Here is a 14734-nt window from a genome sequence, read left to right on the forward strand (position 1 = left end):
CATTTTACCACCACTTCGCCGGCCGTGCCGTGAAGCCCGCGCGTTCCTCGATAGCGAGCCCCGCGTTTAGCACCGTCTGCTCATCGAGCGCCTTGCCGATGATCTGCAACCCAAGCGGCAAGCCCTGCGAGTCCAGCCCGCCCGGAACCGCCATGGCAGGCAATCCGGCCAGCGAGGCAGGCACGGTGAAGACATCGTTCAGATACATGGCCAACGGATCGGCCTGTTTCTCTCCCAACGCGAAGGAGGCGCTCGGTGCGGTCGGCGTCAGCAGCAGGTCGCATTTTTCGAAAGCCTGTTCGAAGTCACGCGCGATCAGCGCCCGGACCTTCTGCGCCTGCGTATAATAGGCGTCGTAGAAGCCCGCTGACAGCACATAGGTGCCGATCATGATGCGGCGCTTGACCTCTGGTCCAAAGCCCAAGGCGCGGGTCGCGGCATACATGTCCTGCAATCCCGCCCCATCGGGCAGGTCGCGCTGGCCGTAACGCACACCATCATAACGGGCGAGGTTCGAAGAAGCCTCTGCCGGGGCGATGATATAATAGGTCGGCAGCGCATATTTGGTATGAGGCAGCGATACCTCCACCACCTCGGCGCCCGCGTCCTTTAGCCAATCAATGCCGCGATCCCACATGGCGGAGATTTCCGCGTTCAGGCCATCGGGACGATATTCCTTGGGAATGCCGACCTTTTTGCCCTTGAGATTGCTCGATAAATTAGCTTCCCACTGCGGCACCGCCAGATCGAGCGAGGTGGAATCCTTGGGGTCAAAGCCCGCCATCGTCTCCAGCAGGATCGCGTTGTCGCGCACCGTCCGCGCCATCGGCCCGGCCTGATCCAGCGAGCTTGCGAACGCCACGATGCCCCAGCGCGAGCAACGCCCGTAAGTCGGCTTGATGCCCGAAATGCCGGTGAAGGCAGCGGGCTGACGGATAGAACCGCCCGTATCGGTCCCGGTGGCCGCCGGACACAGCCGCGCAGCGATGGCAGAGGATGAACCGCCCGAAGAACCACCCGGTGCCAGCGCGGCGTTATCGCCACCGCCACGCCGCCAAGGCGAAATGACATTGCCGAAATAGCTGGTTTCGTTGGACGACCCCATGGCGAACTGATCAAGGTTCAGCTTGCCCAGCATCCCCGCGCCCGCGTCCCACAGCTTCTTCGACACGGTGGACTCATAGGTCGGCTTGAACCCTTCCAGCATGTGGCTGGCCGCGGTCGTCTGTACGCCTTCCGTGCAAAACAGGTCCTTCATGCCGATCGGCACGCCCGAAAGCGGCTTTAGCGGTTCACCGGCAGCCTTCGCCTTGTCGGCCGCATCGGCAGCTTCCAGCGCCTTTTCCGGGGTTTCGACGATGAATGCGTTCAGCGCCTGGGCAGCGGCGACATTGGCGTTGAACGCCTCGGCCACTTCGCGCGCGGAAAAATCGCCCGCGCGAAAGCCGTCGCGGATTTCCGCAACCGTCAGGTCAGTCAGATTGCTCATCATTCGATCACCTTGGGCACGGCGAAGAAGCCGTGTTCAGCCTGTGGCGCATTGGCCAGCACCTTGTCGCGGACATTGCCGTCGGTGACAGCATCTTCGCGCAGGCGCAGCTTGTTAGGGATGACGGCGGTCATCGGCTCAACGCCGGTCACATCCACCTCGCCCAATTGCTCCACCCAGCCAAGGATGTTGTTGAGTTCCGGCACCATTGCTTCGGCTTCGGCATCCGTCACCGAAATGCGCGAGAGGCTGGCGATCTTTTTCACGGTCTGAAGGTCTATCGACATGGGCCGCCGCTACCACCCGCTCACGCCCGCTTCAAGTCCGCACTTGCGCGCCACATTCACCTGCGCCAGACAGCGCCGCCAGAAGCAGGCTGTAAGGCGCTGCCAACTGATGGAGAGCAAAGCCTTGGCCCGCAAGTTTCTTTACGTCGTCGCCAGCCTGATCGTGCTGGTCCTGGCGGCGTTGCTGGCATATCGCATCTGGGGCATGCAGATGATCCGCGCGGTCATGGTTCCGCGTGAAGCCTTCACCCCCCTCGCCCCTCTCCCCGTAAATGCCTATGACGACCGGGGAATGTGGATCGCACGGCCCGACATCGTCAGGGATAATCCGGCGCTTTGGCGGCCCGAAGGCTTGAAGGACGAACCCGTTGCGCAAAAGGCCGCAGTCTTCTTCATCCATCCCACATCCTATATCACCACCTTCAGCGGCGCGCATTGGAACATGCGGCTGAACGATAAGGGGTCCCTCGCGACCGCGCGGATTTTTGTGCGGGATCAGGCCAGCGCGTTCAACGGCATCGGCGACATTTGGGTTCCGCGATATCGCCAGGCCAATTTCGGCGCATTCCTGACCAGCGAGCCCGCCGGGGATCGAGCGCTGTCCGCTGCTTATGGCGATGTCGTTCTGGCCTTCGCCGCCTTCCTTAAGGCCAATCCCACCGGGCCGCTGATCCTTGCCGGGCATAGCCAAGGATCGCGTCATTTGCTCCAGGTGCTGCGCGAACAGGTGGCGGGCAAGCCGGTCGCGGAACGGGTGGTCGCAGCCTATGCGGTCGGGTGGCCCGTATCGGTAGAGGCGGACCTGCCCGCGCTGGGCCTACCCGCCTGTGCGCGCCGCGATCAGGCGCATTGCCTGGTCAGTTGGCAGAGCTATGCCGATCCCGCCGACCCTTCGCCCATGATTGAAAGCTTCGAGCGTCAGAAGGGCTTCACCGGGATGACGCGCAAGGGCACGAACATGCTGTGCACAAACCCGATTACGGGCGTTCTTAACGGTGCTGCCGCAGCGAACGCCAATCAGGGAACGCTGGACAGCCGCGACGAGAAGGGGGCACCGCGACTGCTCAAAGGGATCGTGCCTGCCAAGTGCGATGGCAGAGGCATATTGATGATCGGCGAGCCAATCGACATGGGGCCGTTCACCTTGCCCGGCAACAATTATCACGTCTATGACTACAGCCTCTTTTGGGGCGACGTGCGGGAAGACGCGCGACATCGACTGGCGGCTTTTCTGAAATCATGACTTCATCCCTGATCACCAATCACCGCGCTGATTTTCGCCAAGCCCTGCCCCAGGGTGGAAGGCTGCTCGGCATGGACGTGGGGACCAAGACGATCGGCCTGGCCCTGTGCGACGCTGGCTGGTCCATCGCCAGCCCCGCTCATACTGTTGCCCGCGGCAAGTTCAGCAAGGACAAGATCGCGCTGACCGCCTTTATCGATCAGCAGCAGGTGAAGGGGATCGTCATTGGCCTGCCCCTGAACCTTGACGGCGGCGAAAGTCCGCGCAGTCAGGCCAGCCGGGCTTTCGCCCGCAACATCGCCGACCTGGGCCGACCAATCCTGCTATGGGATGAACGCTGGTCGACGCAAGCCGTCACGCGCACATTATTGGAAGCCGACGCCAGCCGCGCCCGGCGCAGTGAACTGGTCGACAAGCTAGCCGCCAGCTACATATTGCAGGGCGCGATCGATGGGTTAATGGCGAGCTTTTAAGCCTGACCGGACCTTCGCGCGATCAACATGCAGCCAGCCGTGACGTCCCGAAAACTTCAATCATGCACCCAATGAGCGGCCGCTATGCCCTGGGCGTAGAGCAGCACCGACAGGTCACCATGGACAATCTCGGCTGCTGCTGCTTCCCTGGTCTTGGGCTTGGCATGATAGGCAACGCCCAAGCCGGCTGCCTGGATCATGGGAATGTCGTTCGCCCCATCACCGACCGCCAGGGTAAGAGCGCGATCAATGCCGCCCGCGATGGCCTGCTCCAACTCGGCCCGCTTGCGCGCCGCATCCACGATGGGCAGGGCAACCGTTCCAGCCAGCGTGCCGTCGATTATGTCCAGCACATTGGCCACCGCACTGTCGAAGCCGATTTCTTCGGCTACCGGCCCGGTGAAGCGAGTGAAACCGCCTGAAACCAGCAGCGCTCGCGCACCGCGCGCCTTCATCGTGCGGACCAGCACCTTGGCGCCAGGCATGATCTTCACCCGCTCCACACGGCAGCGATCGATCGCGGAATCGTCAAGGCCCTTGAGCAACGCGACCCGCTCATGCAGCGCCCCGGCAAAGTCCAGCTCGCCGCGCATGGCCCGTTCGGTAATGTCCGCAATCTGCGTCTTTATCCCGGCATAGTCAGCCAGCTCGTCGATACATTCCACGGTGATCATGGTGGAATCCATGTCGGCGATCAGCAGCTTCTTTTCACGGTTGTCCGCAGGCTGAACGATTATGTCCACCCCCTGCCCCAGCCCGGCAAGCGCGGCACGCGCGACCGTCGGCTCTGCATTGAAGAAAATGTCGGCTGCCTTGCCTTCGTCCAGCCAGACGCTATCGCCCGGCGCGCAGCCGGCTTGGGCCAGCCGACGAACCGCCTCTACAATATCTTCCTGACTCAAGGCCGCACTTGCCACTAAGGTCGCGACGAACATGGACACTCCCGAAACAAACTGGGCCGAAACAAACTGGCCCGAAACACATAAAGGCGAATCCCGCCCGCGCGTGGCGCTTATTGCCGGACCCACCGCCAGCGGCAAGAGCGCGCTCGCCATCGCATTGGCCAAGGCAGCGAACGGGGTCGTCATCAATGCCGATGCCAGCCAGGTCTATGCCGACCTTCAAATCCTGTCCGCCCGTCCCAATGCGCAGGAAATGGGGGGCGTTCCCCACCGCCTCTTTGGCCATATTGATGGCGCGCAGGCGTGTACCGCCGCCCGCTGGGCAGCCGAAGCGCGAGCTGAAATCCGGCGAGCGCATGAAGGCGGGCAGCTACCGATCCTGGTTGGCGGCACCGGCCTTTATATTCGCACGTTGCTCGATGGAATTGCGCCGGTGCCGGACATTGACCCGGCCATACGCGCCGAAGTGCGCGCCTTGCCCGTGGCTGAGGCGCATGCGGCCCTGACCCGTGAAGATCCGCCTGCTGCGGCACGTCTGGCCGCTGCCGACACAAGCCGGGTCGCCCGCGCGCTTGAGGTCGTGCGATCCACCGGACGAACACTCGCCGAATGGCAGCAACATAAGCGCGGCGGGATCGCAGAGCAGATCAGGCTATCGCCGCTAATCCTGCTGCCGCCACGCGACTGGCTGATCGACCGATGTGACAGCCGCTTTGAACAGATGGTAACAGGCGGGGCCGTGGGGGAGGTGGAAGCCCTGCTGGCCCGCAATCTTTCCCCCGACCTCCCGGTCATGCGGGCGATCGGCGTGCCAGAGATTGCGGCCTGGCTGCGGGGAGAGATGGAACAGGCAACGATGCTGGAGCGCGGTCGCATCGCCACCCGGCAATATGCCAAACGCCAGTATACCTGGTTTTCCCGACAACCCCCCAGCGACTGGCCGCGAGAAATTGAGTATATTGATAACAATATCATCGACGATATCGTAATTAAGTTACGTGCATAGCTATTGACTAGGCATTTTATGTCTAATAGAGGCACCCTCCTTGCCTTCGCTCCTCATCTGGAGCAGAGGGCGCAACCTGCATAGCGGAAGGATTTCATCGTGGCCGAAAAGAGCGGCGCGGACATATTGGTTGAGTGCCTGATCGACTTGGGGGTCGAGGTCGTGTTCGGTTATCCGGGCGGGGCTGTGTTGCCCATTTACGATGCGCTCTACAATCATCCGAAAATCCGCCACGTCCTTGTCCGTCATGAACAGGGCGCGACCCATATGGCGGAAGGCTATGCCCGTTCGACCGGCAAGCCCGGCGTCGTGCTGGTCACGTCCGGCCCCGGCGCTACAAATGCCGTCACCGGCATCACCGACGCGCTGATGGATTCCATCCCGATGGTCGTCATCACCGGCCAGGTCGCAACGCAGCTGATCGGCACCGACGCTTTCCAGGAAGCGGACACCATCGGCATCACGCGCCATTGTTCGAAGCATAATTATCTGGTGAAGGACCCGGCCAAGTTGGCAGGCGTCGTTCATGAGGCGTTTCATATCGCCACCACCGGTCGGCCCGGTCCGGTCGTCGTGGACATTCCCAAGAATGTCCAGGTCGCGACCGCGCGTTATGAACGTCCCGAACGGCTGGAACATGCCAGCTACCGCCCGCAGACAAAGGCGGACCCTGCGGTCATCGCCAAGGCTGTCGAGTTGCTCGCAAATGCTGAGCGTCCGGTTCTGTATACCGGCGGCGGCGTGATCAATTCCGGGCCGGAAGCATCCACGCTGCTGCGGGAACTGGCAGCGCTGACCGGTGCGCCGGTGACTTCCACGCTGATGGGCCTGGGCGCCTATCCCGCATCCGGGCCGCAATGGCTGGGCATGTTGGGCATGCATGGGACTTACGAAGCCAATTGGGCGATGAACAAGGCCGATGTCATCCTGTGCGTCGGCGCCCGGTTCGACGACCGGGTCACGGGGCGTCTGGATGCTTTCGCGCCCAACAGCACGAAAATCCACATCGACATCGATCGGAGCTCCATCAACAAGACGGTCGCCGTCGACTTGCCCGTCATTGCGGACGTCGGCAGCGCCCTGACCGACATGATCGCATGCTGGAAGGATCGCGGGCACAAGACAGCTGACCTGTCCGAATGGTGGGCCCGAATCGAAGGATGGCGCGCCCGCAACAGCCTGGCCTATCCCGAAAGCCGCGAAGAGATCATGCCGCAAGAGGCGATTGCCCAACTCTACAAGGCGTCACGTTCGGCGGAAGATGTGATCATCACCACCGAAGTCGGCCAGCATCAAATGTGGGCGGCCCAGCATTTCGGCTTTGACGCGCCCAACAAGTGGCTGACCTCCGGCGGCCTTGGCACCATGGGCTATGGCTTCCCCGCCGCCATCGGCGCGCAGGTCGGCAACCCCGACAGCCTGGTCGTCTGCGTCGCGGGCGATGCATCGATCCAGATGAACATCCAGGAAATGGGGACGGCCAGCCAATATCGCCTGCCGGTCAAGATTTTCATCCTGAACAATGAATATATGGGCATGGTTCGCCAGTGGCAGGAACTGACCTATGAAAGCCGCTATTCGAACAGCTATTCGGATAGCTTGCCCGACTTCGTAAAGCTGGCCGAAGCCTATGGCTGGACTGGCATACGCATCGAAGGACCACAGGAACTGGAAGCAGGCATTCGTCAGATGATCGACACGCCCGGCCCCGTGATCGTGGACTGCCGCGTGGCGAAGCTGTCCAATTGTTTCCCGATGATCCCGTCCGGCGCGGCGCATACCGACATGCTGCTCGACCCCAGCCAGGTGGAAGGTATCATGTCCGACGAGGCGAAGGCGCTGGTGTGAAGGTGATGGCGTGACCGGACATCTGAAGCTGCGCATTCATGTGAGCGAACCCTTCGATTTCGAACGGATCGCGGGTACGGCCGAACTGACGGGCTGGACCGTGGACCATGGTGATCCAGAAAATGAAGAGTGGGAAGTTCATCTGGATGACGGATTTGATTTCCACGGACGCCGGGTGAGCCGCCTGCTCGCCTCTCCACGCTATGTGGGCGAACATATCGCGCGCATGTTCGACGCGATTGCGGGCTTTCCAGTCCGCCTCGCTCATCAGGACGAAGGCAGTTGGCACTACGCCTTCACAGGCATGATTTCCGAGCGTCGCGAACGCGACAAGGAACCGGATAACGGGGCAAGCATCTGATGCATATCCAGGAAGAATATAGCGAGCGACACGTCCTGTCGCTGATGGTCGCCAATGAAGCGGGCATTCTGGCCCGCATCGCAGGCCTGTTCACCGCGCGCGGCTATAATATCGACAGTTTGACCGTGGCGGACATCACAGCCGATCACGCGATCAGCCGCATCACCATCGTCACCAATGGCCCGCCAAAGGTGATCGACCAGATCATCGCCCAACTGGACCGGCTGGTGCCCGTACATAAGGTCACCGACCTTACGGAGAATGGCCCGTTCGTGGAACGCGAACTGGCGCTGGTCAAGGTTTCGGGCACTGGGGAAGACCGGATAGAGGCGCTGCGCCTTGCCGACGTGTTCCGCGCCAAGGTGGTGGATACGACGATCGAAAGCTTCATCTTCGAAATCACCGGCACCACCGAAAAGATCGACAATTTCGTCGGCCTGATGCGCCAGATCGGCCTGGTCGAAGTCGGTCGCACCGGCGTCGTCGGCCTGATCCGCGGCAAGGAGCCGAACTGACCGAATTTCCCTCTCCCCTGCAGGGGAGAGGGCAGCGAGACTTGGCGGCTCGCCGCCTAGTCGCAGCGGGAGAGGGGCCAGCGCCCTCACGGGAACGAAAGCCCCTCTCCTACTCCATCTAGGCCCGGCTTGGTCGAGCCAAGATTTCGTATCCTCTCCCCGTGGCGGGGTGAGGACAATGGCACGATTGAGGGAATTGGAAACATGAAGGTTTATTACGATCGCGACGCCGACATCGGCCTCATCAAGGGCAAGAAGGTCGCCATCCTCGGCTACGGCTCGCAGGGCCACGCCCACGCCCAGAACCTGCGCGACAGCGGCGTTGCCGAAGTCGCCATTGCGCTCCGCCCCGGCTCAGCCAGCGCCAAGAAGGCGGAAGGCGCAGGCTTCAAGGTTCTGCCGAACGCCGAAGCTGCCGCATGGGCCGACGTCCTCATGATCCTCGCCCCCGACGAGCATCAGGCCGCCATCTACGCCGACGACATTCACGCCAACCTGAAGCCGGGCGCGGCGCTCGCCTTCGCGCACGGTCTCAACGTCCATTTCGGCCTGATCGAGCCGCGCAAGGACGTGGACGTGATCATGATCGCGCCGAAGGGCCCCGGCCACACTGTTCGCAGCGAATATCAGCGCGGCGGCGGCGTCCCCTGCCTGATCGCCATCGCGCAGGACGCAACCGGCAACGCCCATGACATCGCCCTGTCCTACGCCAGCGGCGTCGGCGGCGGCCGTTCGGGCATCATTGAAACCAACTTCCGCGAGGAATGCGAAACCGACCTGTTCGGTGAACAGGCCGTGCTGTGCGGCGGCGCGACCGCGCTGGTCCAGGCGGGCTTCGAAACCCTGGTAGAAGCTGGTTACGCGCCGGAAATGGCCTATTTCGAATGCCTCCACGAACTGAAGCTGATCGTCGATCTGATGTATGAAGGCGGCATCGCCAACATGCGCTACTCGATCTCGAACACCGCCGAATATGGCGATATCAAGACCGGCCCGCGCATCATCACCGAAGAAACGAAGAAGGAAATGAAGCGCGTTCTCGCCGACATCCAGTCGGGCCGCTTCGTGAAGGACTTCGTGCTCGACAACCGCGCCGGCCAGCCTGAACTGAAGGCCAGCCGCATCGCCGCCCAGCGTCACCCGATCGAAGAAACCGGCGCAAAGCTGCGTGCCATGATGCCCTGGATCGCCGCCAACAAGCTGGTGGATCAGGAAAAGAACTAAGGCTGGCGCGGGAGGGCTATCCGGCCCGCCCCCCTGACCACTTTTCCATTCGTTCGCGCAGAGGCGCAGAGGACGCAGGGAGAATTACTCCTGCGACCTTTGCGCCTCTCGCATATGCAAGGTTGATCCTGCGCCCTCCCGCAGACGGTAAGCCCCCCAGCAGCAACACACCACCCCGTCACTCCAGCGAAAGCTGGGATCTAAAGCCCCAGTCCCATCCCGCGCCACGCGCGCAGCCCCCCTCCAAAAATCCACATCCGGTAACCCTCTGTTTCCGGTTACACCTCTGGAACAATGAAATGATGCCGCTATGGTGTCGCGTCTTTTGCTTCTGGAGAACCACCGATGCGCAAGTTGCTGATTTCCGCTGCTGCCTTCACCGCGATCGCAGGCGGCACCGTCGTCATCGCCCAGCAAACGCCCGCCGTACCCGGCGCAAAGGATCCCGCCCGCGTCACCGGTGGCACGTATCAGATTGATCCCGGCCACACGCAGATCGTGTTTGCCTATGACCATATGGGCTTTTCCAACAATGTCGGCGTCATCTCCGAATCCACTGGCACGCTGACCCTCGATCCCAAGAATGTCGCCGCTGCCAAGGTCTCCGTGGACGTCCCCATCGCCAACATCCGCACCGGCGTCGCCAAACTCGACGAACATCTGATGAAGGCCGACTTCTTCGACGCCGCAAAATTCCCCAAGGCGACGTTCGTCTCGACCAGCGTAAAGGCTGACGGCCCCACCGGCGCGGAAATCACCGGCAACCTCACCATCAAGGGCATCACCAAGCCCGTGACGCTCGAAGCCGAATTCTATGGCGCGGGCAAGGCTCCCGCGATGATGGGCGGCAAGGAAAATGTCGGCTTCGTAGCGACCGGCGCGGTGAAGCGCAGCGACTTCGACATGGGCTATGGCGTGCCCATGGTCGGCGACACCATCGAACTGAAAATCGTGGCGGCATTTCAGAAATAACGCCGGCCAACACACGGCATCACCCCGGACCTTATCCGGGGTGATGCAGCTAAGCATGGTCTCGAACCGACCAGTTGTTGCCCTTCAGAGTTGGCCCAAGGTCATCCGATAACAGACACTCGAACGGGCTGGAAATCCAGTCTTCTGCTCATCGAGCAATCTCGATTTGCGATGCAATCAAGGCCCGTTACGCCATCAGAACCAACTGAGGCGCATTTGACCCCAAGCAGATGCCCCTCATCTCTGAATTCTATCTCGCGGCATTGCTTCGCCCGGATATACTTCCCGAAATTCCAAGTCCCGGTATGTTGTATGTAGCCATCGGGAACGGAGATGTCCCCGTTGAACGTCCCGTTCACAAGAATACTCATTTTAATTAGGCGAGGGCCAGGGACTATGCCTGAATAGCCTGTACCCCGATATTCTCCGACAGCGTCACGCGTCGTTATTCTCGTTTCATCGTCGGCTGAGCAAGCAACAGATATTGAACTCGCCGCGAAGAGGAGGGCAAATGCTCGGGCAGATGACATAGGCCGAGAATAGAGCATCGCTTTGCTGCTTTAGCAATGTCTCCTTTCCGCTTCACCACTTCACGAACCCGTCTGTCGGCTTCCCACCCTAAGCCGCTATTCCGCCTTCCCCCCAACAAACACTAGACGCGCACCCCCAAAAAAGGTTAAGCCGTCTCCATCATGCAGCGCGCGCTCCTTTCCCTGCTACGACTTACACGCCCTTAGGCGTGCTTTTGTGCTGCTCTTCGCTTGAATGACGCAGCGATACGCCTAAGGGCATTTCCAAGCAGATAGTCGTTTCACCGGGCAGGCCGTGCCGCCGCCCGTTTGCAGAAGAAGTAGCTTTCCCATGATGCTGACCGACCCTTCGCAGAAATACCGTCCCTTCCCCCAGGTGGATCTGCCCAACCGCCAGTGGCCGAGCGCCACCATCACATCGCCCCCGCGCTGGCTGTCCACTGACATGCGCGATGGCAACCAGTCGCTGATCGACCCGATGAACGCGGAAAAGAAGCGCCGTTTCTTTGACCTGCTGCTGAAAGTGGGCGTCAAGGAAATAGAGGTCGGCTTCCCCAGCGCTGGCGCAACCGAGTTCGATTTCATTTCCGGCCTGGTGCGCGATGGCGCGATCCCGGACGATGTGTTCCCGCAGGTTCTGACCCAGGCCCGCGAAGACCTGATCGCTACCACCTTTGAAAGCCTGCGCGGCGCGAAAAAGGCGATCGTCCATGTCTACAACGCCGTGTCGCCCGCCTGGCGCAACATCGTGTTCCAGATGGACCGCCCCCAGATCAAGGACATCGCGATCAACGCGGCCAAACTGCTGCGCGATAATGCGGCCAAGCAGCCCAATACCGACTGGCATTTCGAATATTCGCCAGAAACCTTCTCTACCGCTGAGCTGGATTTCAGCCTCGAATGTTGCGAAGCAGTGATGGAAATCCTGCAGCCTACGCCTAATCGTCCGCTGATCCTGAACCTGCCTGCCACGGTCGAAGCCGCGACGCCCAACATCTATGCCGACCAGATCGAATGGATGTGCCGCAATATTTCGCGCCGCGATAGCGTCGTGATTTCGCTGCACACCCATAATGACCGCGGCACGGGCGTGGCGGCGGCCGAACTGGGCCTGATGGCGGGCGCGGATCGCGTCGAAGGATGCCTGTTCGGCAATGGCGAGCGCACTGGCAATTGCGATCTGGTGACGGTGGCGCTGAACATGTACACGCAGGGCATCAATCCGGGCCTCGATTTTTCCGATATCGATGAAGTCATTCAGACCGTCGAATATTGCAACCAGCTGCCAGTGCATCAGCGTCATCCCTATGCAGGCGAACTGGTCTTCACCGCATTTTCGGGATCGCATCAGGACGCGATCAAGAAGGGCTTTGCCGCCCAGGAAACGCGCAACGACCAGATTTGGGACGTGCCCTATCTGCCTATCGATCCCAAGGATCTGGGGCGCGATTACGAAGCGGTGATCCGCGTCAATTCGCAATCGGGCAAGGGCGGCGTGGCCTGGGTGCTGCAGCAGGACAAGGGGCTGAAGCTGCCAAAGCGGATGCAGGCTGACTTCTCCCGCGTGGTGCAGGCGCTGGCCGACCAGACCAGTCGGGAATTGAACGCGTCCGACATATGGACCGCGTTTGAAGACCATTACCGCCTGTCGGGCGACCAGGCCTACAGGCTGATCGACTATAATGAGACGGGCCAGGCGGGCGACCGCATCTTTACCGGAAAGATTGCGCACGCGGGCGGGGAACGGTCTATTTCCGGGCGCGGCAACGGTCTCATTTCGTCCGTGCTGGCCGCGTTGCGCGATGATCTGGGTATCGATCTGGAGGTCGCCGACTATAGCGAGCATGCAATCGGCGCAGGCACCAATGTCGCCGCCGCCGCCTATGTCGAATGCCGCACGCCCGATGGCCGCACCATTTTTGGCATAGGCACCGACACCGACATTGCGACCGCGTCGGTTCAGGCCGTCCTGTCGGCGGCGAACAGCGTGGCCGCGGCCTGACCGATAAAGCAGGCTGACGAATAATGAGCAAAGCAGCGGACCATCAGGTTCATGTCATCGGCGGCGGCCTCGCCGGGACCGAAGCCGCCTGGCAGTTGGCGCAGGCGGGGGTGAAAGTCCGCCTGTCGGAGATGCGGGGCGCTGGTGACATGACCCCGGCCCATCAGACGGATGGGCTGGCCGAACTGGTCTGCTCCAACAGTTTCCGGTCGGACGATGCGGACAAGAATGCCGTCGGCCTGCTCCATCAGGAAATGCGGCGGCTCGGATCGCTCATCATGACGCAGGCAGAACTTGCCAAGGTGCCGGCGGGATCGGCGCTCGCCGTCGATCGGGATGTCTTTTCGCAAGGCGTGACCAGTGCGCTGGCCGAACACCCCAATGTCGAAGTCGTTCGGGAACGTATCGATACCCTACCGTCCAGCGGCATGACAATCATCGCGACCGGCCCGCTGACTGCGCCCGCGCTGGCGGCCAGTATCGGCCAGGCGGCAGGCATGGACCATCTCGCCTTTTTCGACGCCATCGCGCCGGTCCTACACTTCGACAGCATCGACATGGACAAATGCTGGATGGCCAATCGCTGGGACAAAATTGGTCCGGGCGGCGGCGAGGGCAAGGATTACATCAACTGCCCGATGAACCGCGAACAATATCAGACCTTTGTCCAGGGACTGATCGACGGTGAAAAGACCGAGTTCAAGGAATGGGAAACCAACACGCCCTATTTCGAAGGCTGCATGCCGATTGAAGTGATGGCGTCGCGCGGTCCCGAAACATTGCGGCACGGCCCGATGAAGCCGATGGGACTGGACGACCCTCGCACGGGACGCTGGCCTTATGCGGTGGTGCAACTGCGGCAGGACAATGCGTCCGGCACATTATGGAACATGGTCGGCTTTCAGACAAAGCTGAAGCACGGCGCGCAGGTGGAACTGTTCCGTACGATTCCAGGGTTGGAAAAGGCTGAGTTCGCGCGCCTGGGCGGGCTGCACCGCAATACCTTCATCCAAAGCCCCAAGCTGCTCGACGCAACCCTGCGTCTGAAAAGCGCGCCGCACATCCGCTTCGCCGGTCAAATGACGGGCTGTGAAGGCTATGTCGAGAGTGCGGCCATCGGGTTGCTGGCCGGGCGTTTCGCCGCCGCAGAACTGTTGGGGCATCCTCTACCCGCACCGCCTCCAGAAACGGCGCTCGGCGCTCTGCTGGGCCATGTCACCGGTAATGAAGCGACCGCAGATTATCAGCCGATGAACGTCAATTTCGGCCTGTTCCCTCCATTGGACGATGTGAAGAAAAAGCAGCGCAAGGAAGCCATGACATCCCGCGCGCGGGCAGCGCTGGGGGAATGGCTGGGGACGCTTCAGCCTGCCTGATCGTTTATAGCTTCGTTAGGGCATAAGGACCCTAGCATCTGCACTTTGGCGCCGCCTTCCGCTTAGGGGCGGTGGTCGCGAATTCGGCGGGCGTCAGCTTGCCGTCGGCATTCCCATCGGCCTTGCCGAACCTGTCAGACGTGGCGACGGCCCACTCTTCAAATGAGAGTAGATTATCGCCATCCTTGTCGAGCGCCTTGAACGCCTTTACCCGGCTGCCCATCATCTCGATCCGCGTGATCGCCCCGTCGCGATTGCGGTCATAGCGGGCGAAGCGCTTTTGCTCGCGACTTTCCGGGCTGGCCTCACCCGGCATGGGCAAGGCCTTTCCAACAGCGCCAGGATCGCCTTCGGGCAAAGACGCGATGGGCGGCGGTGGCGGTGGCGCCACTAGAGCTTGCGAAACAGGTTCACTCGTCGCGCGCCCTTGCCACCAGAATAGACCCCCCGCCACCAACAGCAGCGAACCCGCCGCACCTGCCAGAAATCGCCCCAATGCCTTCTCT

The 14734-nt window shown here is 61.5% G+C and carries 14 protein-coding genes; 10 read left to right on the forward strand and 4 right to left on the reverse strand.

Annotated features, from left to right (window positions below; genetic code table 11):
- Nucleotides 1-4 precede the first annotated feature (4 nt).
- Both gatA and gatC read right to left on the reverse strand, forming a co-directional pair.
- Nucleotides 5-1489: an Asp-tRNA(Asn)/Glu-tRNA(Gln) amidotransferase subunit GatA gene (gene gatA, locus ACI3KQ_RS05660; protein WP_404955843.1), complete on the reverse strand. Its 1485-nt coding sequence runs from the start codon at nucleotides 1487-1489 to the stop codon at nucleotides 5-7.
- Nucleotides 1489-1776 carry an Asp-tRNA(Asn)/Glu-tRNA(Gln) amidotransferase subunit GatC gene (gene gatC / locus ACI3KQ_RS05665; RefSeq protein WP_404955632.1) on the reverse strand — a complete coding sequence of 96 codons (288 nt, stop codon included), beginning with the start codon at nucleotides 1774-1776 and terminating at the stop codon, nucleotides 1489-1491. Before gatC ends, gatA begins: the two co-directional genes overlap by 1 nt.
- A 124-nt stretch (nucleotides 1777-1900) precedes the next feature.
- Here gatC and ACI3KQ_RS05670 point away from each other — a divergent pair, with 124 nt between their 5' ends.
- Both ACI3KQ_RS05670 and ruvX read left to right on the forward strand, forming a co-directional pair.
- Nucleotides 1901-3019, forward strand: coding sequence for a DUF3089 domain-containing protein (locus ACI3KQ_RS05670; protein WP_404955845.1), 1119 nt, complete (start codon nucleotides 1901-1903; stop codon nucleotides 3017-3019).
- The gene (gene ruvX / locus ACI3KQ_RS05675) at nucleotides 3016-3492 is read left to right on the forward strand and encodes a Holliday junction resolvase RuvX (protein WP_404955634.1); all 477 of its coding nucleotides are present in this window, start codon (nucleotides 3016-3018) and stop codon (nucleotides 3490-3492) included. Before ACI3KQ_RS05670 ends, ruvX begins: the two co-directional genes overlap by 4 nt.
- A 56-nt stretch (nucleotides 3493-3548) precedes the next feature.
- On the opposite strand, the gene serB is transcribed toward ruvX, so the two are convergent.
- The gene (gene serB / locus ACI3KQ_RS05680; protein ID WP_404955636.1) at nucleotides 3549-4427 is read right to left on the reverse strand and encodes a phosphoserine phosphatase SerB; all 879 of its coding nucleotides are present in this window, start codon (nucleotides 4425-4427) and stop codon (nucleotides 3549-3551) included.
- Here serB and miaA point away from each other — a divergent pair.
- From miaA to trmFO, 8 genes are all read left to right on the forward strand, one after another.
- A complete protein-coding gene (gene miaA, locus ACI3KQ_RS05685; protein ID WP_404955638.1) occupies nucleotides 4426-5400 on the forward strand; it encodes a tRNA (adenosine(37)-N6)-dimethylallyltransferase MiaA in 975 nt (324 codons plus the stop codon). The two genes, serB and miaA, sit on opposite strands and share 2 nt — an antisense overlap.
- 99 nt (nucleotides 5401-5499) lie before the next feature.
- The gene (locus ACI3KQ_RS05690) at nucleotides 5500-7248 is read left to right on the forward strand and encodes an acetolactate synthase 3 large subunit (protein ID WP_404955640.1); all 1749 of its coding nucleotides are present in this window, start codon (nucleotides 5500-5502) and stop codon (nucleotides 7246-7248) included.
- Nucleotides 7249-7258: 10 nt separating this feature from the next.
- Nucleotides 7259-7609, forward strand: coding sequence for a hypothetical protein (locus ACI3KQ_RS05695; RefSeq protein ID WP_404955642.1), 351 nt, complete (start codon nucleotides 7259-7261; stop codon nucleotides 7607-7609).
- A complete protein-coding gene (ilvN, locus tag ACI3KQ_RS05700) occupies nucleotides 7609-8124 on the forward strand; it encodes an acetolactate synthase small subunit (protein ID WP_404955644.1) in 516 nt (171 codons plus the stop codon). Before ACI3KQ_RS05695 ends, ilvN begins: the two co-directional genes overlap by 1 nt.
- A gap of 204 nt (nucleotides 8125-8328) precedes the next feature.
- Entirely contained in the window at nucleotides 8329-9348 is a 1020-nt protein-coding gene (gene ilvC, locus ACI3KQ_RS05705; RefSeq protein ID WP_037463071.1) for a ketol-acid reductoisomerase, read from the forward strand.
- 345 nt (nucleotides 9349-9693) lie between these two features.
- A complete protein-coding gene (locus tag ACI3KQ_RS05710) occupies nucleotides 9694-10320 on the forward strand; it encodes a YceI family protein (protein ID WP_404955646.1) in 627 nt (208 codons plus the stop codon).
- An 861-nt stretch (nucleotides 10321-11181) separates the two neighbouring features.
- On the forward strand, nucleotides 11182-12852 hold the full coding sequence (leuA, locus tag ACI3KQ_RS05715) for a 2-isopropylmalate synthase (protein ID WP_404955648.1): 1671 nt from the start codon (nucleotides 11182-11184) through the stop codon (nucleotides 12850-12852).
- 23 nt (nucleotides 12853-12875) lie between these two features.
- Entirely contained in the window at nucleotides 12876-14228 is a 1353-nt protein-coding gene (gene trmFO, locus ACI3KQ_RS05720; RefSeq protein WP_404955650.1) for a methylenetetrahydrofolate--tRNA-(uracil(54)-C(5))-methyltransferase (FADH(2)-oxidizing) TrmFO, read from the forward strand.
- Between the two features lie 31 nt (nucleotides 14229-14259).
- Here trmFO and ACI3KQ_RS05725 read toward each other — a convergent pair whose 3' ends face one another.
- Nucleotides 14260-14724 (reverse strand): EF-hand domain-containing protein, encoded by a 465-nt coding sequence (locus tag ACI3KQ_RS05725; protein ID WP_404955651.1) that lies wholly within the window; start codon nucleotides 14722-14724, stop codon nucleotides 14260-14262.
- Nucleotides 14725-14734: the final 10 nt, after the last annotated feature.

Origin of the sequence: Sphingobium sp. ZW T5_29 (assembly GCF_044987515.1) — a bacterium.
Taxonomy (GTDB): Bacteria; Pseudomonadota; Alphaproteobacteria; order Sphingomonadales; family Sphingomonadaceae; genus Sphingobium.